Source organism: Bacillus sp. FSL H8-0545 (assembly GCF_038006105.1).
GTDB lineage: Bacteria > Bacillota > Bacilli > Bacillales > Bacillaceae_G > Bacillus_A > Bacillus_A cereus_U.
Window position 1 is genome coordinate 3,355,032 of sequence record NZ_JBBOUO010000001.1, and the last position, 17,740, is coordinate 3,372,771.

The following is a 17,740-nucleotide window of genomic DNA, read 5'->3' on the forward strand; positions in this document are numbered from 1 at the left end:
TAATTACGCCCCCTGTGATACTGTTTTTTTCACGTAAACTTCTTTGTACCAATTATCATAAATTGCTTGAGTTGTTTTAGATGTTGTTTTTGTTTTAACCATTGGTCTGCCACCAGGCGCTAAAACAATTGGACTAGAAACGAATTTCAATTCATTTGTATTTGGCTCAGCAGAATTTGTTTTTGTTTTAGATGCAATTGTTGGACGACTTGCTGCACAGTTATACATAACATGTCGAGTTGCGTTCACATCGCCATCGAATTCAAATAGTAATGCAAATGATTTTCCTTTGGCATCAGCTAACTCATTTAATACACCGTCTGTTTCATCTAATTGCTCACCTAATGCATCGATAGCAAATTGTTCTGGAATAGTCGCAATGGATAACGTTCCATCGTAACCTTGGTTATTACTTGCCGCGTAATAAAGCATGTCATCTGCATAGAATTCAATTAAATCACCGCGTGGTTCAAAAGTTAATTCAACTCCACCAGGTAGTGGAATTGGTGTACCAAACTTCACTAAAAATCCTTCAATATCAATTGGCACATAATGTACATTCTTCAAACCGAATGTTACTTTGTTTTCATTCTTCATTTACATCAACCTCGTTTCATATATTTTTTGATACATTTTTTCTGATTCAATAAAAGTCCCATATGATTCATAAGGAATCTCATTGTCATCTAAGACTTGTTCAAGTTTAGCTTCAGCAGCTAAATCCTTTTTAGTTGTGTAAAGCTCTATATTTAAATCATTTATCTTGTGATAAACCTTGTTATCAGCCATTAAATTCGCTGATCCATCCGCAAGAAAACAAATATATGGTGGCTTTGGTATCGGATTACCTGGTAACGCTGTGAAATGCGAATAAGCCACAGGATAACCTGTAGCACCAAGAATCTTCTTTAATTCAATTAAATTCATTGTTGAATCGCCCTTTCGACTCGCTCTACAAATTCATTTATTGCTTTTTCTTCAGCTGGATCAATATGAACTTGAGCCGGTACGCGTCCACCATTGGCTTTTGCGTGTCCTTTTTCTAGCAGGTGTGTAAGCTGAGGCTTTAATGCATTATGAACAATAATTGCATTGCCATCCTTCTTCTTACGCCATCCCTTCGCATACTTACCTGTATTTTTAGGGCTATTCTCTTTCAGGTCACTCACTAGATCATTTGCAACCTCTTCTTTTGCAACTTCTAATTTTTCTTCTACTTCATTTCCGTACCTTTGTAGTTCTCTAGCAATCTCATTTGCAATGTTATCAATACTAGCCACTAGCTTTCACCTCACAATAAAGCTCGATTTTTTCATCATCTCTTTCATATGTGCGGTATATGCTAAATTCCTTATCTCTATACTTTACTTTTCGTTCATCCTGGTAATCCAAGACATGAACAATCAATACATGGCTAGCTTTAATGTCACTTTGTCCAGCTTGAAAGAATTCTGATTGTGGGACAGATTTCTTTTTACAAAATACTTGTCTACTAAACATTTCCGTTTCTTCTTTTTGCCCTAATCCATCTTCAATAACTGTAACGATTGGGAAATGTAGAATATCGTTCATTTATAATCACCTGCTAAAGTTAGATGATTTTTAAGCATGTTATATGATAATTGGAATCGCTCAGATTCCTTTGCATCTGGAATGAAATTAGCTTTCGTATAAGTGATAATCGCACGCTTAATTAATGGATCAGTATCATCATTCGATTTGAAACCAGAAACGCCCGATAACTTCAAATCATATCGGGCCGCTTCAATCAAATCATCAATTTCATCATCAAGATCATTATGAGAGACACGCAACGCCTTCTTAACAGTTGTAAGCATCATTGTTATTCACCAACTTGCTCCAGTTCTTTTAAAGATTCAAGTGCAGCTTCTTTCCCTTTGATTTTTTCACCATTAGGTAGTTGATAATACCCACCACCTACATGATGAAGTCCGTTAGAATACTCTTGTTTTACTTTAAGGAATCCTTCTTCTTGTAAGAAAGCGATGCGTTCCGGGTCTTCTGACTCGTACACATCGCCTTCTGAATATCCTATTTGTGTATCCTTATCGATAAATGGCTTAATTACTAAGCTTTTCATTTATTATCAACTCCTTAAACTGCAACTGCCTTTTTAAGAACTACTAATGAGTTATTATCGACAACCTTACCATCCACAATCATGATTGCCTTTGTTACAAGGTCATCAGTCTCATTGTCTTCATATTTCTTAACTCCCATTTGATAGTTAGTGTTAAGAATATAATCTTTGTAGTTAAATAAGAATGCAAATGGTTTACCATTTGCTGCAGTCGAGAAACTATCAACATAGTTGCATAAATTAACTGGACGCCCTAATAAAACTCGTTCCGGTTTACCCGCGATACCATAATTAGTACGTGCAATTGGTTGTCCTGCACTATCTGTCATAGCTGAAAATGCCATAAATGTTTTCTTTGTCATTGTCCAAACAGCATTTGCTTCATATTCAAGTGGTAATGCCGCTTCTGCATCAATGAGCGTTTTGTATTCGATTTTAGCGATATCTAATGCTTGTCCTGTAACAGGAGTTTCAGTCAAAATACCTTTTGGTTGTCCAGAACCAGTTCCACTAATAATTGATTGTTCAATTGCTTTTGTCATTGCTTCCACAATATTGTTGATTAAAGTAGACTCAAAGACTACTAGTGCCATAGTATCTACTTCAAGAGAAACAGCTACAGCACAACGTAATTTATTGTAGTTAAAAGTAATACTGCCAGTAGGTTTCTTCTGTTTATCACTTCCAGCACTTTCAGCTACCCATGTTGCAACTGGTTTAACAGCTGAAGTCGGAACAGTTACTCCGCCTTTAATAGCTGTACGTGTAACTAATGGAAGAATCATTCCAACAGCTTCTATTTTTTCAATAATTTGATTCAATACAGTTTGTGGAATAACAGATCCTACATCGCCAGTTTTTGTAACTGCATTAGCGCGAAGTTCAGCAGGGATTGCTTCCCCACGTAACACATAATTCATGAAAGCATTACGATATTCTAGTGAATCTGTTCCGAATTCGCGTTCTTCATGCTGTTGAGTGTTGAAAGTGTGAATTGTGCGAGTTTCAGGTGCACCACCGTCATTAATAGCACTAGCTTCTTGCAATAAACGTTGACGTGTCTCAATTCCTGTTTGTTCTTCGCTTAGTTCGCGTAATTCAGTTTCTAATGCTACTAAATCAACTTCTCCACTACCTTCTAATGCCGTGCGGATTTCCGCTTTACGTTGTAAAATTTCTTGCAAACGATTCATATATCATTCTCCTCTATAAGTAAGTTTTTAAGATTAGTTTTTTACGTAATTCTTCTTTATATTTTCTTTCTTCATGATGTTTGTATGGATCGTAACCCCTCGCACTAACTTCCGAATCAGGATAAGCAGGAAAAGCGACTGCGCTAACCTCTAATAACTTAGCCTTGATTACCGTTCGTAACATTAAGTCATCGTCAGGTTCATCTATTTCCTCGGTTATCATACTAAAACCAAAGCTAACACCATCGACATCGCCACGCTTGATTGTTTCGTATGTGTCGTTTCCAAGTGTTGTTTTGGGCAATGTCAATTCGAACCTTAACCCAATGGAATCTTCCGCTAATTGCAAGGTGTTATTCTTTGTTCTTCCTAGAACTTTAGATGTATCATGCGACCATAAGAAACGTTGATCATCCTTTTGCAATGACTCTAAGAATGCACCTTGTCTAAACTGTTCGCGAAATTTACGATAATAACCCATCACAACTGAATTTTTACCCCACTTTACAGCATAACCAGAAAGAATTTTATTGCCGTTTTCATCTTCCCTAATTTCCATCGTTTGTGTTACTAGTTCACGTTGTTCCGTCTTGTCCATCGTTCTCACCCCCTTCACTAGCTGTTATTGGAGCCATATCCAATCTCATCAATACTCTGTCTCCACCATCAATAGGACCCATGTTAAGGATTTGCCGGACTTCATTTGGTGTCATCATCGCTCTATCCACAAATTGAACAAGATTCATCTTCGTGCTCATGGAAGCGTACTGCAGGCTTGAGGCTTCATATATTATTTTGTTTCCAAACCCTCTTTCCCGACGTGAAAAAAGCTTGCGGGTCATTTCACCTGCAAACTGCATTGCTAATGGTTCTATTTCAGATTCGTAATATGAATTCCATTCATCTTCTGAATATTTACTTTGTATAATTTGTTCGTTTGTGTTGAAGAAGTTATAAATCCTTTGAGTTGTTTCTTGCATCTGCTTTGAGTCAGGAACAAATGCCTCATTCTTAACTTGATCTAAATCATAACGAGGATCAGTAGCCGCTGCGCCTCCGTTTACATTATCAATACTTAGATAATTTTTAACGAAATTGCTAACCTGCATATCAATATCATCTTGCTTCAATACAGATTTGAATTTAAGAACCCATTTAATGATTGCACTATTTTTAATCGCTTTTACAATACCTTGGTCAGTAGTTGAAACGATATCCATAAGAGATGCCAATGATTTACCAGGATGTTCACCAAAAAAATCATCTTCATTAAAATCTTTTCGTAAATGAATGATATCTGTGTATGGAACAGTCATTCTTTTACCATTCTTAAAATAAAACTTTAGGAATATGTCCCCTTGTACGCCTTCCACAACTTCTACATTCATACATGGAATAGGATAAATTTCAGTAGCATAACCTAATTCATCACGTTTGATATAAGCGAATGCATTATGATTCAGTTCTAACTGAACCGTCATCTTTTCTTGAAACATCTGGCCCGTCATTAATGGGTTCGGCTCTTCTAAAATAAATCGTATATAAGGATCAGGATTCACCTTAAATTCAGTTGTATTATCTCTAATATGTTTAGCGACCAATTTACCAACAGCCTTCGCCTTAGGTCGTATACACGCTCGAATAATGTCACTTTGATATATATCACCATTCCATGAAAAAAAACCGCCCCCGTTATCGTTCACCATTTCAAAGCGAGTTGTTGTAGGTGCTTGCTTCTTGCCAAACATCTTATCGAATAATCCCAATTTATCACCTCCCTTAAATCATATTTAAATAATCATTTCGTTTCTCTTGAAGGACTACATACGCATTTAAAAGTGCCGCTGTCCCATCAATACGGCGACGTTGATTCTTCGTTTTATTCGGTTGTATGTTTAAGTTTTTATCAATATCAACTGCGGTGTTAGATAAGCACCACTTGTCGATAGGATTATTGTTATAGTTAATCAAGTTTGATTCTAAGTCAGCTCCTAAAAGCCTCATCGGGCTTGATAATGTTTGTTTACCTTGCGCGACTGGAATCATAGCTTCCTTACCGAAATATCCTTCCATTTCCTCAACCCAATAATTCGCACTCCATCGGTCATAACCAATCCATGGGAGATAAATACCGTATTCATCACGTATTTCTAAGAACCATTCTGTTACATATTTGTAATGAACCGAATTGCCAGGAGTAGTCCTAAGTAACCCTAAGTCATGCCAACGATTATACGGTATTTTATCTTCTGTACTTCGTTTTTCTAACAAGTCTTCTGGAAGCCAGTACATCTGTTTAACATATATATGCGGATCGCCAGAAACCATAAAAATAACCTTCGCTGCCGTTAAATCGGTTGTTGAAGATAAATCGCAACCACCAATTCCATACGAAGGTCTTAGTTCATTGATATTATAAGAAGCTAAGTTGTTTAATTGTTCAAATGTTAACCATGCTTCCGATGATGTTTCACGAATATTAAAGTCTTTAGTTAATAAATTGCTAACTAAAAGAGAATTAGCCTTAGCTTTATTTACTTTCGTTTCTAAGTTATCTATTTTCTTTATGGTGCCTAAACCAGGATTAGCTTTAGACCATTTTGTTTTGTCAGTCCATTCTTCTCTTTTATCAAGTTCATAAATAACAGGTAAAAAACGATCGTCTTTATAACCCTCTTCATCATCCAATCCATTCAGTAACATTTCTGCTTCATCATACTTCATATCATAAACGGATTCTCTTACCGTTCCGGCCGTTGTAATCATAAGAATTAATGGTTGCTCACGTGCCGAAGTACCATCGACAATTACGTCATATAAATTCTTATCCTTCCACGCATGAATTTCATCCAAAGAAGCTCCATGAACGTTTAATCCGTCTAATGTATCGCTATCACTACCCACTGGTTTAAATACACTATCGTTAAAATCAGCAGTTAATTCTTTAACTAAAGTTTTTATCCTCTTTGATAAAGCGGGTGACTTTTTCACCATTCTTTTGGATTCCGACCAAACGATTTTTGCTTGCTGTTCCTTGGTTGCTACTGCATAAACTTCTGATCCACCTTCACCATCTGCAACTTGTAGGTACAAACATATACCAGATGAAAGTGTGGACTTACCATTTTTACGTGCGACTACTAAAAATGCTTCTCGGTACTTTCTGGTCCCATCGATTTTATGAACAAAGCCAAAAGTAGCAGCCAAAAAAGCCTGTTGCCAAAGTTCTAAATCAATTGGTTTACCTGCCCATTTTGCTTTGCTATGTTTACAAAAATTTTCGATAAATTCAATAACATGATTGGCCCGATTAGGGTCATATTCGTACTCTGAATCATTGCTATAAACATCATCAACAAGCTTCTTATAAATACGCTTAACTTTGTTGCCTACTACAATTTCACCGGATTCAATTTTATTGTGATACTCTATTATCGGGTTATGTGATAATGGATATTGTTTTCTCATCGCTTCTGCACAAACTTTTCAAATTCATCATCATTTTCTTCTTTTTTCTTTGGATCCGGTTTAGGAACGTAATCACCTAATTGCTTCATAATGCTCTGATAATTTTTATTCATCGATATATACCGACGAGCTTGTGGACGTTCTCTTTCATATGGTTCTTGATTCTCAGATTGCGAGAACATTTCATCATAACCATTCTCATCGAGATCTTTTCGGATATCTTCTAATCGAACTCTTAGGTCTGCAGCTTCAACAATTAGCCCATCCACAACCAAGAGGGTATCTTTTGGCATTTCTTTATATATCCGTTTAAGTCTGTTAATTTCCTTTTTAACTCGGTCTTCTTTTGTTAACTCTTTCTTAATCGCCATCAATAACACCTCATTTCTTCCGTTTTGGGGTAGGGGGGTCACGCGAAATGACCTGTGTGTTACACGAAGCTCCCCTATCGGTCCCCGATAGACCTTTAACTCCTTCCTTCATAGGGGGCCTATCCTTTCAGGAATTCATCCATCATTTTATTAAGCAAACTAATCATTGCTGCTCTTCTTTCTCTTGGCGTGGTATTATCGTGCATTTCATTATGGGTTTTACTCACTTCCTCTAACCTCTTAGCATCGAAATGTTCATTCACCAAATTCTCTCCAAGTATTGAAATGAACGTTCCAATCACAACCGCTTGTTCTTGTTTTGTTAATATCATTTCTTTTCCTCCCTCCTAATTAGATCGCCGTTCGCATCAAACATTACATCTTCCCTAATCAATACAGACTTACCAAACGTCTTTGTATTATGGCAAGGTAAGCATAAGTATTGTAGGTTCTCGTGATTCAATGTGATATCTGGATTGTCTATATTCTGTGGTGTAATCTCAACAATATGGTCAACAATATAGCCAGGAACTTCCTTACAATGCTCACATATACCATCTAATGTTGTAGCAATATATGACTCTCTGCACTTCACCCATGCTGTTGACTTGTAAAACTTCTTTGCGTATTCCTTTGCCATTCCCACCTCACGATAACCTCTTCTATAAAATAAAAAAGCAGCGGATTCGCTACTTTTATTTCTTCCAATTTTTAAGGTCTTTATATTGCTTTTTATATTCATTTTGTAAAACATCCTCATGCCATTTATCCTCTTTGTCTTCTCTGGATTGGCTATTATTGTATTCATTTAGGGTTCCTGTGTACATAACGGTAAATACATTGTCTAGCTTCTTTTAATGAATTGAATTCTCCGAGGTATACTTTTTGCTCTATCCCTACCGCATAACCATGTACAAAGTAAGTTGTCCCCTTTTTTCAATGTGTTTCAAAAAACGGCCTTTTTGACTCATCTATTTTTCTCACATCAACAGCCCCTTTCTAAAATGTTTCACATTTTCTTGTTCAAAAGAATCATATTTTAAAAAATCCATATCGAAAACTAATTTATACAGGGAAATAAATAATATACACAAAATAACTACCGATAATTAGCCCCCCTCTAAAAGATTTTTCTCTTATATATTTTTATTTTTTGTATAAATAGCTATGATTTACCAAAACATCGCCTCATAAAACACTTTGTTCTGTAACGTATAACCTTTTAAATACACCCTCACTATTATCTCAGTATATAATTTCTTTACTCTTCCATAGTTATTATTGAACCAAAACTTTCTCCTCTATAATCCAAAATAGGCGCTTCTTTATGTATATAGATATCTTCCAATATTTTTCCAAGTTCAAACAATCTCGTACTTTTAATAACTACACCAAGATGATTAGGAATCAACGTACTATATGCACTTGTAGGAATTTTTTCTATGACTACATCTCCCTCTGCAGTGTGCTCATAAGATGCAAATACTACTCCTAACAATTTAATTGACAAAAAAGGGTCAAATGTTTTTGAATCAAATAAAGTTTCAATCGAAAATACTGGTGATCCACTCGATCCTGGATATATAGCACAGTCAATTAAAAACTCTTCCTCCCCTTTATAATTAACGGAGGGTGCTGTAGCTAATATCCCCTTCCTGAAAATAGGGAAATTATTGACTTCGTCCCAAATTGCATTTGGATAGCCTACAACAACAATATCCTTTGTTGCTGATATCCCTTGTAATCCCTTTTCATCCATTACTTGACTTAAAGATACAGATTTGTAGTAAGGTCTTATCCCATCTTTTGCTGTTAATCCATGGAGAGGAGCAATTGCCATAGCGCAAAGATCTACATCCTTTTCAGGGTGATCATAGAATTTTTTTTCAAAATTCTCTACATGAAATTTACATTGCCCTTCTCGCTTACCTTCTTTGGTAACTGCATGAAATTGAATTGTTCCCTCCACAGCTCCCTCTATCACATGTTTATTTGTAACAATTACGGGAATCTTCACAGGTACTCCTTTTATTGTTTTTTCTCCTAAATCCATAATAAATCCCGTACCACAGTTCGGCTCACCTTTATCATCTTTAGTACTAATTATCACTGTCGCAAACTGTAAATCCTCAACAGTATTTATCGTCATAGTCCTCCAACCCCCAATTATTAAAACTATTCAAATATTTTTCTAAAAAATAACATTATTAACCTGTTATTTATATTATAATTCTATTATAATATCTCATCATAGAAAGGAGGAATTTTCATGTCTGAAAAAAATTCTGACAGAAAGCCTTTAGGTAAAACGATGGTTAATTCAGCCAAACATACCAAAGCTTCCGTCGATAAGCCGTCATTAACAATTAAAACAATGACCACAAAAGGTCCTACCCCAAAAAAGAAGTAGAAATATTCTACTTCTTTTTTACTAATTCATTGATTTATTTCTTCTATTGTTTCCAAATCTTCATTGTCTTCAGCTTGTGGATTTTGATTATACATGGATTGTGCTTTTATGCATTCGTTACTGTCATATACTTCAACCTGCATACCTGTTTTTATATCTACAAATACTTTTTCAATTTCTATATCATACGCTTTAACTATTTTGGTCCAATACTTTGTTTCCCTCAATACTATGTTTTTTTCTAATTCATATGTTCTAGAAACATTTTGTATTTCTCCTACTATAAACATTTTAGGATTATCTAATTTCGAGATCCTTACTATTTGTGCCTGATTACTTAAAAACACGGTATCCCATACATTTGATTCTCTCGATAATGGCGCCTTATTATTCTTCACTCTTATTTTATTTACTTTAGTTAGCATTTTATCGTATATCTTCCCAGATACAATTTTTGCAAATAAATAGCTTATTATTGTACTAGTAACCACATAATACAATAAGAAAAAGAAATTACCTGACATTTTATTTAATGATGCCATGTCATAAATACTACTTAAGTTTAACTTTGAATATAAATCTGTTTTAACTAAAAAAATTGTAATGTTATAGATTGTTAATACGACAATATTAACCGGGATCCAGAGGATTGCACTAATTGCCAGAATTTCTGTACCTTGATATCGTACTGTTGGTGTGACACCAAATAATTGAATCCAGAAATAAGTTATCAAACCTGGAAAAGTAAAAATTAATAGCGCTAAAAAATTTTCCATATATACCTCCATGAATTTCCATAAAATAATATATCAAATTTTACCACAAAATTAGCAATTTCAATATCATTTTGCACCCTTCTTCGCTACAAACTTCCTTTCGTCATCCATAATACGGTAATGAAAAACATGTTTGTCATCTATCGTGACTTGCTCCAGTAGTCCCATTTGGGAAAGTTGTCCCAGTCACGTATCATACCGCGTAGCTGGGATTTCTCCGCCTAACTAGTGTGTCGCTCATAAGCTGACTTCCGAAACAAGTGCATTAAAACAAGCTTTATATACTTTTGATATCTTATTCTGTATTTGAATCTTTACGGGGAGCGTACTTACTAGATCGTCTAAAATCATTTACAACTTTACGTTTAAGAATTTTTTATATGAATTCCCCATCTACAAAAATCTCAATCTTTATTCGTATAAATTCCAGTAGATATGTAGCCTCACCTTCAAATGTCCATTTTGTTCATATTCATTTTTAATGTGTAATTTCTATACAACAAAAAAGCATCCGATTTGGATGCTTTTTTACATAACTTTGTACAAATCTATAATGGCTCTCGTATATACTACTCCCCAATATTCATTCGCATCTATCGTACTGCTAAAAAACAATTCTTTCCCATTGTCGAAATTTAACTTTAATAGATGTTCACCATGTTCATACTTGCCCTTAGTTAGCGACTTAGATAATAATTTGCATTTAAATTGCTCGTATAGATAATTTTCTTTTATTTTTTTGACAGTTAAATAACCGTCTTTTAAAAAGAATATAAACTCTGTTTCCTCATTATTATATAAATTTCTAGGATAAAAGAATATAAAGTCTTTTGCTTCATCATAAAATTCACTCAAATCTTCTATAATTCTTTTGTATCCATCGGAATTATTTAATTCTCGAGCTTCTGCTTTTTCCTTGAATTCATCATATGTAATTCTCATTGTTCCATCTCCCTTCTCTCTATCTATTCGACAGAAAAGAAGAAGACCCTACAAAATAAAAAGCGCCCGAATGAATACTTTTTTCATTAAGTATTAATTTGCACTTCAATTTACGGTAAATGCAGTTTTATTCTTCTTCCAATCACCTAAAGTTGTTAACATTTATCTACTCTAACAATATTAAGTAACTGGAAGAAGAGCAAAAGCTCTCCTTATTAACAGTAACATTCAATCAGTACCATCTGCTGGTTTCGGATTTCATGTGCCCTCATTATGAACCGTTTAGAAAATATATAAAGGAATCTTTGTGAGTTGTGTTTTCCGCCACTTCTCATAATACAAATATAACACGCAAATTCCAAAACAACCGGCACATATACTGCCAAAAAGCGGTCACGACTCTGCCACTTATTTTCACATCATTTATTCCTCAATTACTCCTAGTAACTTTCTAAACTCTTTTTCAAGAGCACATTTTAATTTTGGAATTTCACTTAAAATATCCTCAGGTATCTCCTCTAATTTTTCTTTCCAATAATCTGCTCCTTGAACCCATTCATGTTTATATCCTGAAAGAGCAAGTAATATTGGATACATTTTCCCTAATATTTTCTCAAGCAGTTCACAAATATCTTCTGAGAAGTAAATCTGATTATCATAAAAATAATCTTTTAATTCACTAGCATCTTGATACGTTTTAACCACCGCTTGTTGCATCTCCGAAGGATTCATTGACTTACCAATTGATCGAGTAAGTATTCCATCATATCCTAATAACTCCATAGAACTATCATGTAACTTGACTAATTTGATATATAAATGTCGTATTGTTTCCGCTCTATCTATATGTAATTTACTAAATGTAATATTATGTTTATTATTCATTCTTTGTAATTCCGCTTTATACTGCTCTGTTTGTTGATTCAACAGTAACTTATAATGCTCTGTCTGTTGATTCAATAATGCTTTATGTTCCTCTGACTGCTTACTTAATGTATGAGTAAATACTGTTTTAAAAAGATAACCTGCTATTCCTGTTACCGTTACAGTTCCTAGAGTAAATACCCCTAAGCTTCCCATCCACTTAACACCTGCTTCTGCCCAAGACCAATCCATTTTTCACACTCCATAATCATTATTCATAATTTATATATTAAACTATAAGTATTTATTATACTACCACTAGTTACCCATATCTTATATTTTGTGTAACCGTCCCTATCGTTGAACCCCTTGATATTCATAGCTTCATAACACTTTCTTTTTTGAATTACACAACACATAAAAAATGGGTAACTATAAAACACAAAAAATAAAAAGGATGTTGCTATATTTTAAATTTAATCATAGCTTTATCCATTGCATCTTGGTTGACACCTATGTATCTTAACGTAACTCTTTCGGATGAATGATTAAATATCTCCATAAGTAAGGCTATATTCTTTGTTTGCATATACATGTGATATCCAAATGTCTTACGTAATGTATGTGTACCTACCTCATCTAATCCAAACTCTGATGCCGTACTTCTAAGTATCTTATATGCCATGCTGCGTCCAATTGGTTTATTCTTTCCTTCGCGACTCTTAATTAAATACTCATTGTCATCTCTTTCTTCAATGTACCAACGTAGTTCTCTTTTTAATGATGGAGTTAATTGAATACGTTTCTGTTTCCCTGTCTTCTTTTCTCTCATTGAGATGTGGCTTCCTTTTAAATCACTAACTCTTAGTTTTAAAATATCACTGATCCGCAAACCTGTATTAATCCCCATTACAAACAAAATATAATTGCGCTCATTGTTTTCCCTCAGATATTCTTTAATCTGTTGTATTTGCTCTGGATCACGTATTGGCTGAACAAAATTCATCGGTCATCCCCTCCGTAATGCTCTTCTGCCTCATATACTTCTAATCTAAGAGCAAATGCTAGTTTATAAAAAGCATTAGATTTATTGCGTCTGTATGTACGTTCACTCATTCCAACCTCGTTATAAATCATGTAATCAAAGACTTCTTCATCTTCTAAATATCGCTTTACAATGATGTCTCTTTGATTCTTGCTAAAGCGACTTAATGCCTTATCAATTTGAAAGGATAAGCGTTGTAATTTCACTTCTCTTTCACTCATTACAACATTTGCTAAAGCAACATCTTCAGCTGGCTTGCCTACCATGTTTGTAGGACCGTGATATTTTATCTCGCAAGAAGCTGTGACCTTCATCTCATTTCTAATCATCCCAAACTGTCTATAAATACGAACGTTTTCAAGAACCTCTTCTAAACGTACTTGTGTTGCTTTACGATCAATTTTTGGTAAGAATGTTAATTGCGTCATATATAAACACTCCTTATCTGTTTTATTAATGAAAATAAAAAAACGGACACCAAACCATAGAACACTATCACTAATGCCCTTTATCGTTTGATGTCCGCTGGTTCTTCCAGTAGGACTAAATATTTAATTTTTATTTATTATACCATTTTTACACAATTTATCTATTTTTCTATTCAAAGGATTATTTTGTTGAAAAATTCATTCTAATTTATAGCCACTATCTTTTTCTTATATTTTCCATTAAAATTTAATAGAAATATTTCGATAACAAAGGAGCAACCTATGAAGCATAATATAAATCTATGGTCCTTTATTTTTTCATTCGTTTGCATTGCTTTTTTTCTTTTATATCTTGAAGTATGCACACCTGAAATGAATGCATCTTTTATAAACGTCGTTTATTTTCACCCTTTATTTTTTGTACTCATTTTTTCAATAGGAACTTTTTTTGCTGGTATGAAAGGATTCTCTAAAGTAGATAATTTGATTTCAATGCTTAGAAGCATAGTAACAGTTCTACTAACACTTTTATTATCAGTGTTTTTAACACTAACTTTGATTGTGGGCTATGCATTAAGTTAAACGTATTTCTTCACGAATAAAACTCAACATTCCGTCAATACTGTAGATAGGCTGTTTAACAGCCAGAAATCTCTTATGTGTAACCGTACTATTCGAGACTTCCTTCAAGACTGAGCAGTTAGCTTTTGCTGGCTGCTCTTTTAATTGGTTCGAAATCTCTGAAGAAAATATCCTCTGATATAGGTCTTATAACGCAATCTGAACATTTAACCCAGCAATACCAATCGTTAGCATTAATTTCTAATAATTGAACGACCGTTCCATCTTCTTTATGTTGATATGATTTAGGTGGATCTATAATCATATCCGTTCCCCTTTTCTACAAAATGAAATTTTTATTAAGCTCATTTTCACTCCCACATACTATTTTTAATTCCGCTTATACTATAGCTGTAACTTAAAGTTACATATCATTTACTTGTAGGGCCTAATTTTCTTTTGTACAACAAGCAGTTAGCTAATTGAGCTAGCTTCTTTGTTTTTTAACCATTTTTGTAGGAATACAATTTATATGCATAATTTCTGAAGTGAGATCTATACTATATTTAGGTCTTAGGTCTTAACATCTAAAACCCTTATTTCAGCCTTAGACCTAATCAAGCGCTCCTCTCTCTTCCTTGGGGCTAAGCAGTTAGCTTTTGCTAGCTGCTTTTGTAATTTATCTGAATAAAATTCCAAAACTTCCACATAATATCTACAAGCTGTTCAATTCCTGAATAGCAACCTTTTTCTTTTGTTAACAAGTTGCAATGGATCAGTTAGCTTTTGCTAGCTGTTCTTTTGTTTTCACCATTTAAGCAGGGTTTGAATATATTAAATTCTACCTTTCTTTATAACGTGAGCTGGCCACTTACGCTATTTTTACAAAGGGTACTAATTGATAGTGCTCTTTTTAGTTTTGCCTGAATAAATCCCCAATTTCTGTCCATACTTTGAATACGCCAATCTGTAACAATTGATTTCTCCTTTAAAGCGGGGCAGATAGCTTTTGCTAGCTGCTCTTTTGTTTGAGATTAAAATAGCGTTTTGGTTTAAAATGATGCCCTATTCATTTGGACACATTTACCAGTATTTTTACCAAAAAATTCATGATATCGTTAATTAGTCGAGTACGTCATTACTTGACGATTACCCTTAGGAACCCCGCAGACAATCGGGGTTTCTTTTATTTAAATAACGATTTTGTTACACTTTTGTAACCCCTATGGTTAAATGCGTGTGTTAGAATTTATAAGAATTTGCAAATTCCCCTTTGCAAACCCATATATCTTCTGCCCTTGTGACCCCAGAATACAAGGGCAGTTTTTAATAAAAAATAAGGATTTTGTATTAATTACCACTCATCATGCATACGAATAATTTCTAGTTGTTCCTGCGTTATTTCCATATCAACCGGATCATAGTGTTTCTTAATAAATTCCACATCATTATTAAATGGAAGGCTTGCCATGAACTTATAAAAGTTTTGTACATCCTCTTCAGTTGGCTTTTTAAAATCTGTTTTTATGATGTGAAGAGCATCAGTGATTTCTTGTGTGTCTAAAAACTCATCGCTCCAGTCACCGCAATCCGGGCCATTACATAAGTAACGGTTTTCTTTATTTTTAGCTTTAAATACAATTGTTGGTATTTTCATTCTTCATTCCCCCTTTGTTCATATTTTTGTAACACCTGTACAAGAATTTGTGTGTTAAACTAAGCTCATTCGAAGAAGTCATTCGTTATTGACCCGAAAATTCTTGATACCCTATCCCCTGCCCTAGCTTCCCTTGCTAGGGCTTTATTATTTTCCATTCAAATAACTATTTTGTTAAATCTACAATAGTGAGATTAATAGCTCCGGCTTGATCTAAACCTACTAATAAATTCTCTGCTACTGCCTTTGCCATATGAGTAGCACATGCGATTTCCTTACCATCCACAATAATTTTTAGTTCTTCTCCGACATCTTCAATTTTTACATCCTTCATATTTTCCATCTCTCCCTTTTCGATTAGTTGCGATAGGTAAGACTTTGAAGTTATCTCCATCTTTTCCCCCGCTTAACACTGTACGTGCGACTTTCATCGCATACAGCGCCCCATCTTATTCTTCTATACTAAAGCAACTAGATTACAAACAATGTTGTACTCACCAATGTATTAATTCCCCTTTCTTACGAAAGGTCACATCATCTTACTCGATCCTGTGAGTTACATCTAATTGATTTAGTTTTCAAAGAACAAGACTAGGGACTATCCCTCCACATTTATTACATGCTTCTTCGGTACTATGTCCCCACCTTCACAAGAATGAAGCAATTTCGGTTCGTTAGAACCTTATATGCACCTGTCTGCTAGTAGGCCTTGATGACAGTTTCTTGCTTACCACGTTCCAATTGACTTAGCTATACATATATCCTTAGGTGCTTGCTTTAAGCCTGTTATCTTTACACCTTCATCGTTAGATGTTCCGAATTTCATATCATTTACTCTTACTTTTCGGTAGATAACGTCGTCATTGACGACATACACATTTCTAATGTATTAAGCGTTTAGACCCGTACATTCGCAAGTTCGCCAGTCCATCTGGACATTCTCACCATAGATATTTTGTAGCATCCCGACCTATCCATCACCATATGATTTTTCACTTAGGTTTTGTTCAGCCGACTTCACCTAGCTTCATACAATTTGTGACTACTATCACGCCTTGCATGTAGGAGTATCAGATAAGTAGTTTCAGCTCAACCTGACGGCTTTCATTCCTACTTTCAGTCAATCAGTTGTTGTTATCAAATTGATAACCCTCCTATTTCGTGTTTGCACACTTATGAGGAAACGTGTCGCACAAATAACGCTTTTATTCAATTTCTTCGACAGCATCCACATCTGTCCAGTGAATCCAATGCCCTCCTATCTCAGACGGTTCAAAAACATTCATGTATAAATTCTCTTCGGTTTTCACATTCACAAAACACTTATATTCAAAAAAACCATTGTCTGGATCAAAGATTGTTATTTCGTATTTCTTGTCTACTTCAAATAGATTCATAACCAGTTCTGATACTTTCATCTCTCATTCCCCTTTGTTCATGATTTTGTAACAGATGTATACAAGTTTGTGTGTTACACTAAATTCATTCGAAGATGTCATTCGTTATTAATTCGGCAATTCTTAATACCCCATCCCCTGCCCTAGCTCCCCTGCTAGGGCTTTTGTTGTTAAAATAACTATTTTGTTCAAATATTAGATAGATGTTAATATTCTTAATAAAGGAGGTCTATTGATGAAAAACTCATGGAAAAAGATTTCTTCAGTTATTTTCATAGTAATTTTCCTTTTAATAATTTTATATTTTGGTGGTATGTCTCTTTTTTGGAATAAGCCATAAATTAAGTACAGCAGTTAGCTTTTGCTAGCTGTTCTTTTTCTTTACAATAACGCTTTTATGTGAAATTCGTACACATTTTTGACACATCGAACATCACAATTACTTGAAAATTCGTGATAATATTAATTTGTCGAATACGCCAAATTTCGACACAGTACGACAATAGCCTCTCCCCTCCGAAATCCTT

Annotated in this window: 25 protein-coding genes and 1 pseudogene; 2 read left to right on the forward strand and 24 right to left on the reverse strand. The window is 34.5% G+C overall.

All coding sequences use genetic code 11. The features are described 5' to 3' along the window. Positions 1-3: 3 nt before the first annotated feature. The 15 genes and pseudogenes from MHI07_RS17460 to MHI07_RS17530 all read right to left on the reverse strand — a co-directional run bounded on the left by MHI07_RS17460 (position 4) and on the right by MHI07_RS17530 (position 9,282). Positions 4-597 carry a major tail protein gene (locus MHI07_RS17460; RefSeq protein WP_340825408.1) on the reverse strand — a complete coding sequence of 198 codons (594 nt, stop codon included), beginning with the start codon at positions 595-597 and terminating at the stop codon, positions 4-6. Then, entirely contained in the window at positions 598-927 is a 330-nt protein-coding gene (locus tag MHI07_RS17465) for a hypothetical protein (protein WP_340825410.1), read from the reverse strand. Then, positions 924-1,280, reverse strand: a complete 357-nt coding sequence (locus tag MHI07_RS17470; RefSeq protein WP_340825412.1) for an HK97 gp10 family phage protein — start codon at positions 1,278-1,280, stop codon at positions 924-926. The genes MHI07_RS17465 and MHI07_RS17470 overlap by 4 nt, the downstream gene beginning before the upstream one ends. Next, positions 1,273-1,572: a phage head closure protein gene (locus MHI07_RS17475; protein WP_340825414.1), complete on the reverse strand. Its 300-nt coding sequence runs from the start codon at positions 1,570-1,572 to the stop codon at positions 1,273-1,275. Before MHI07_RS17475 ends, MHI07_RS17470 begins: the two co-directional genes overlap by 8 nt. Beyond that, a complete protein-coding gene (locus MHI07_RS17480) occupies positions 1,569-1,841 on the reverse strand; it encodes a head-tail connector protein (RefSeq protein WP_340825416.1) in 273 nt (90 codons plus the stop codon). Before MHI07_RS17480 ends, MHI07_RS17475 begins: the two co-directional genes overlap by 4 nt. A gap of 2 nt (positions 1,842-1,843) precedes the next feature. Then, positions 1,844-2,101 (reverse strand): hypothetical protein, encoded by a 258-nt coding sequence (locus MHI07_RS17485; protein ID WP_340825418.1) that lies wholly within the window; start codon positions 2,099-2,101, stop codon positions 1,844-1,846. 14 nt (positions 2,102-2,115) lie between these two features. After that, entirely contained in the window at positions 2,116-3,294 is a 1,179-nt protein-coding gene (locus MHI07_RS17490) for a phage major capsid protein (protein ID WP_340825420.1), read from the reverse strand. Positions 3,295-3,307: 13 nt separating this feature from the next. Beyond that, positions 3,308-3,892: an HK97 family phage prohead protease gene (locus MHI07_RS17495; RefSeq protein WP_340825423.1), complete on the reverse strand. Its 585-nt coding sequence runs from the start codon at positions 3,890-3,892 to the stop codon at positions 3,308-3,310. Further along, positions 3,870-5,060: a phage portal protein gene (locus tag MHI07_RS17500; protein WP_340825425.1), complete on the reverse strand. Its 1,191-nt coding sequence runs from the start codon at positions 5,058-5,060 to the stop codon at positions 3,870-3,872. Before MHI07_RS17500 ends, MHI07_RS17495 begins: the two co-directional genes overlap by 23 nt. Before the next feature lie 13 nt (positions 5,061-5,073). Then, the gene (locus MHI07_RS17505; RefSeq protein ID WP_340825427.1) at positions 5,074-6,762 is read right to left on the reverse strand and encodes a terminase large subunit; all 1,689 of its coding nucleotides are present in this window, start codon (positions 6,760-6,762) and stop codon (positions 5,074-5,076) included. Continuing rightward, positions 6,759-7,133, reverse strand: coding sequence for a hypothetical protein (locus tag MHI07_RS17510; RefSeq protein WP_340825429.1), 375 nt, complete (start codon positions 7,131-7,133; stop codon positions 6,759-6,761). The genes MHI07_RS17505 and MHI07_RS17510 overlap by 4 nt, the downstream gene beginning before the upstream one ends. A 119-nt stretch (positions 7,134-7,252) precedes the next feature. After that, positions 7,253-7,465, reverse strand: coding sequence for a hypothetical protein (locus MHI07_RS17515; RefSeq protein WP_340825431.1), 213 nt, complete (start codon positions 7,463-7,465; stop codon positions 7,253-7,255). Then, positions 7,462-7,773: an HNH endonuclease signature motif containing protein gene (locus MHI07_RS17520; protein WP_340826914.1), complete on the reverse strand. Its 312-nt coding sequence runs from the start codon at positions 7,771-7,773 to the stop codon at positions 7,462-7,464. The genes MHI07_RS17515 and MHI07_RS17520 overlap by 4 nt, the downstream gene beginning before the upstream one ends. Before the next feature lie 55 nt (positions 7,774-7,828). Next, positions 7,829-8,117 (reverse strand): annotated as a pseudogene (locus MHI07_RS17525) (hypothetical protein). Positions 8,118-8,394: 277 nt separating this feature from the next. Further along, positions 8,395-9,282 carry a S1 family peptidase gene (locus MHI07_RS17530; RefSeq protein WP_340825433.1) on the reverse strand — a complete coding sequence of 296 codons (888 nt, stop codon included), beginning with the start codon at positions 9,280-9,282 and terminating at the stop codon, positions 8,395-8,397. Between the two features lie 120 nt (positions 9,283-9,402). Between MHI07_RS17530 and MHI07_RS17535 the strand changes: the two genes are divergently transcribed. After that, positions 9,403-9,543, forward strand: a complete 141-nt coding sequence (locus MHI07_RS17535; RefSeq protein ID WP_340825436.1) for a hypothetical protein — start codon at positions 9,403-9,405, stop codon at positions 9,541-9,543. A gap of 26 nt (positions 9,544-9,569) precedes the next feature. Here MHI07_RS17535 and MHI07_RS17540 read toward each other — a convergent pair whose 3' ends face one another. The 5 genes from MHI07_RS17540 to MHI07_RS17560 form a co-directional block, all read right to left on the reverse strand. Next, a complete protein-coding gene (locus MHI07_RS17540) occupies positions 9,570-10,319 on the reverse strand; it encodes a hypothetical protein (protein ID WP_340825437.1) in 750 nt (249 codons plus the stop codon). Between the two features lie 528 nt (positions 10,320-10,847). Further along, positions 10,848-11,261, reverse strand: a complete 414-nt coding sequence (locus MHI07_RS17545) for a hypothetical protein (RefSeq protein WP_340825440.1) — start codon at positions 11,259-11,261, stop codon at positions 10,848-10,850. A gap of 423 nt (positions 11,262-11,684) precedes the next feature. After that, positions 11,685-12,377: a hypothetical protein gene (locus tag MHI07_RS17550; RefSeq protein WP_340825442.1), complete on the reverse strand. Its 693-nt coding sequence runs from the start codon at positions 12,375-12,377 to the stop codon at positions 11,685-11,687. Positions 12,378-12,588: 211 nt separating this feature from the next. Continuing rightward, positions 12,589-13,131 (reverse strand): site-specific integrase, encoded by a 543-nt coding sequence (locus MHI07_RS17555; RefSeq protein WP_340825444.1) that lies wholly within the window; start codon positions 13,129-13,131, stop codon positions 12,589-12,591. Continuing rightward, the gene (locus MHI07_RS17560; protein ID WP_340825446.1) at positions 13,128-13,598 is read right to left on the reverse strand and encodes an ArpU family phage packaging/lysis transcriptional regulator; all 471 of its coding nucleotides are present in this window, start codon (positions 13,596-13,598) and stop codon (positions 13,128-13,130) included. Before MHI07_RS17560 ends, MHI07_RS17555 begins: the two co-directional genes overlap by 4 nt. Positions 13,599-13,880: 282 nt before the next feature. Here MHI07_RS17560 and MHI07_RS17565 point away from each other — a divergent pair, with 282 nt between their 5' ends. After that, a complete protein-coding gene (locus tag MHI07_RS17565; RefSeq protein ID WP_016105985.1) occupies positions 13,881-14,180 on the forward strand; it encodes a hypothetical protein in 300 nt (99 codons plus the stop codon). A 118-nt stretch (positions 14,181-14,298) separates the two neighbouring features. On the opposite strand, the gene MHI07_RS17570 is transcribed toward MHI07_RS17565, so the two are convergent. From MHI07_RS17570 to MHI07_RS17585, 4 genes are all read right to left on the reverse strand, one after another. Continuing rightward, entirely contained in the window at positions 14,299-14,484 is a 186-nt protein-coding gene (locus MHI07_RS17570) for a hypothetical protein (protein ID WP_016105986.1), read from the reverse strand. Between the two features lie 1,029 nt (positions 14,485-15,513). Then, a complete protein-coding gene (locus MHI07_RS17575) occupies positions 15,514-15,816 on the reverse strand; it encodes a hypothetical protein (protein WP_088099820.1) in 303 nt (100 codons plus the stop codon). A 166-nt stretch (positions 15,817-15,982) separates the two neighbouring features. Further along, a complete protein-coding gene (locus tag MHI07_RS17580; protein ID WP_340825452.1) occupies positions 15,983-16,210 on the reverse strand; it encodes a hypothetical protein in 228 nt (75 codons plus the stop codon). Positions 16,211-17,021: 811 nt separating this feature from the next. Then, positions 17,022-17,234, reverse strand: coding sequence for a hypothetical protein (locus MHI07_RS17585; protein ID WP_340825454.1), 213 nt, complete (start codon positions 17,232-17,234; stop codon positions 17,022-17,024). Positions 17,235-17,740: the final 506 nt, after the last annotated feature.

What these genes read in the sequence shown, in the direction of transcription:
- MHI07_RS17460 (WP_340825408.1), bottom strand. Translation starts at nt 597, where the DNA reads ATGAAGAATGAAAACAAAGTAACATTCGGTTTGAAGAATGTACATTAT.
- MHI07_RS17465 (WP_340825410.1), bottom strand. Translation starts at nt 927, where the DNA reads ATGAATTTAATTGAATTAAAGAAGATTCTTGGTGCTACAGGTTATCCT.
- MHI07_RS17475 (WP_340825414.1), bottom strand. Translation starts at nt 1,572, where the DNA reads ATGAACGATATTCTACATTTCCCAATCGTTACAGTTATTGAAGATGGA.
- MHI07_RS17480 (WP_340825416.1), bottom strand. Translation starts at nt 1,841, where the DNA reads ATGATGCTTACAACTGTTAAGAAGGCGTTGCGTGTCTCTCATAATGAT.
- MHI07_RS17485 (WP_340825418.1), bottom strand. Translation starts at nt 2,101, where the DNA reads ATGAAAAGCTTAGTAATTAAGCCATTTATCGATAAGGATACACAAATA.
- MHI07_RS17490 (WP_340825420.1), bottom strand. Translation starts at nt 3,294, where the DNA reads ATGAATCGTTTGCAAGAAATTTTACAACGTAAAGCGGAAATCCGCACG.
- MHI07_RS17495 (WP_340825423.1), bottom strand. Translation starts at nt 3,892, where the DNA reads ATGGACAAGACGGAACAACGTGAACTAGTAACACAAACGATGGAAATT.
- MHI07_RS17505 (WP_340825427.1), bottom strand. Translation starts at nt 6,762, where the DNA reads ATGAGAAAACAATATCCATTATCACATAACCCGATAATAGAGTATCAC.
- MHI07_RS17510 (WP_340825429.1), bottom strand. Translation starts at nt 7,133, where the DNA reads ATGGCGATTAAGAAAGAGTTAACAAAAGAAGACCGAGTTAAAAAGGAA.
- MHI07_RS17515 (WP_340825431.1), bottom strand. Translation starts at nt 7,465, where the DNA reads ATGATATTAACAAAACAAGAACAAGCGGTTGTGATTGGAACGTTCATT.
- MHI07_RS17520 (WP_340826914.1), bottom strand. Translation starts at nt 7,773, where the DNA reads ATGGCAAAGGAATACGCAAAGAAGTTTTACAAGTCAACAGCATGGGTG.
- MHI07_RS17530 (WP_340825433.1), bottom strand. Translation starts at nt 9,282, where the DNA reads ATGACGATAAATACTGTTGAGGATTTACAGTTTGCGACAGTGATAATT.
- MHI07_RS17535 (WP_340825436.1), top strand. Translation starts at nt 9,403, where the DNA reads ATGTCTGAAAAAAATTCTGACAGAAAGCCTTTAGGTAAAACGATGGTT.
- MHI07_RS17540 (WP_340825437.1), bottom strand. Translation starts at nt 10,319, where the DNA reads ATGGAAAATTTTTTAGCGCTATTAATTTTTACTTTTCCAGGTTTGATA.
- MHI07_RS17545 (WP_340825440.1), bottom strand. Translation starts at nt 11,261, where the DNA reads ATGAGAATTACATATGATGAATTCAAGGAAAAAGCAGAAGCTCGAGAA.
- MHI07_RS17550 (WP_340825442.1), bottom strand. Translation starts at nt 12,377, where the DNA reads ATGGATTGGTCTTGGGCAGAAGCAGGTGTTAAGTGGATGGGAAGCTTA.
- MHI07_RS17555 (WP_340825444.1), bottom strand. Translation starts at nt 13,131, where the DNA reads ATGAATTTTGTTCAGCCAATACGTGATCCAGAGCAAATACAACAGATT.
- MHI07_RS17560 (WP_340825446.1), bottom strand. Translation starts at nt 13,598, where the DNA reads ATGACGCAATTAACATTCTTACCAAAAATTGATCGTAAAGCAACACAA.
- MHI07_RS17565 (WP_016105985.1), top strand. Translation starts at nt 13,881, where the DNA reads ATGAAGCATAATATAAATCTATGGTCCTTTATTTTTTCATTCGTTTGC.
- MHI07_RS17570 (WP_016105986.1), bottom strand. Translation starts at nt 14,484, where the DNA reads ATGATTATAGATCCACCTAAATCATATCAACATAAAGAAGATGGAACG.
- MHI07_RS17575 (WP_088099820.1), bottom strand. Translation starts at nt 15,816, where the DNA reads ATGAAAATACCAACAATTGTATTTAAAGCTAAAAATAAAGAAAACCGT.
- MHI07_RS17580 (WP_340825452.1), bottom strand. Translation starts at nt 16,210, where the DNA reads ATGGAGATAACTTCAAAGTCTTACCTATCGCAACTAATCGAAAAGGGA.
- MHI07_RS17585 (WP_340825454.1), bottom strand. Translation starts at nt 17,234, where the DNA reads ATGAAAGTATCAGAACTGGTTATGAATCTATTTGAAGTAGACAAGAAA.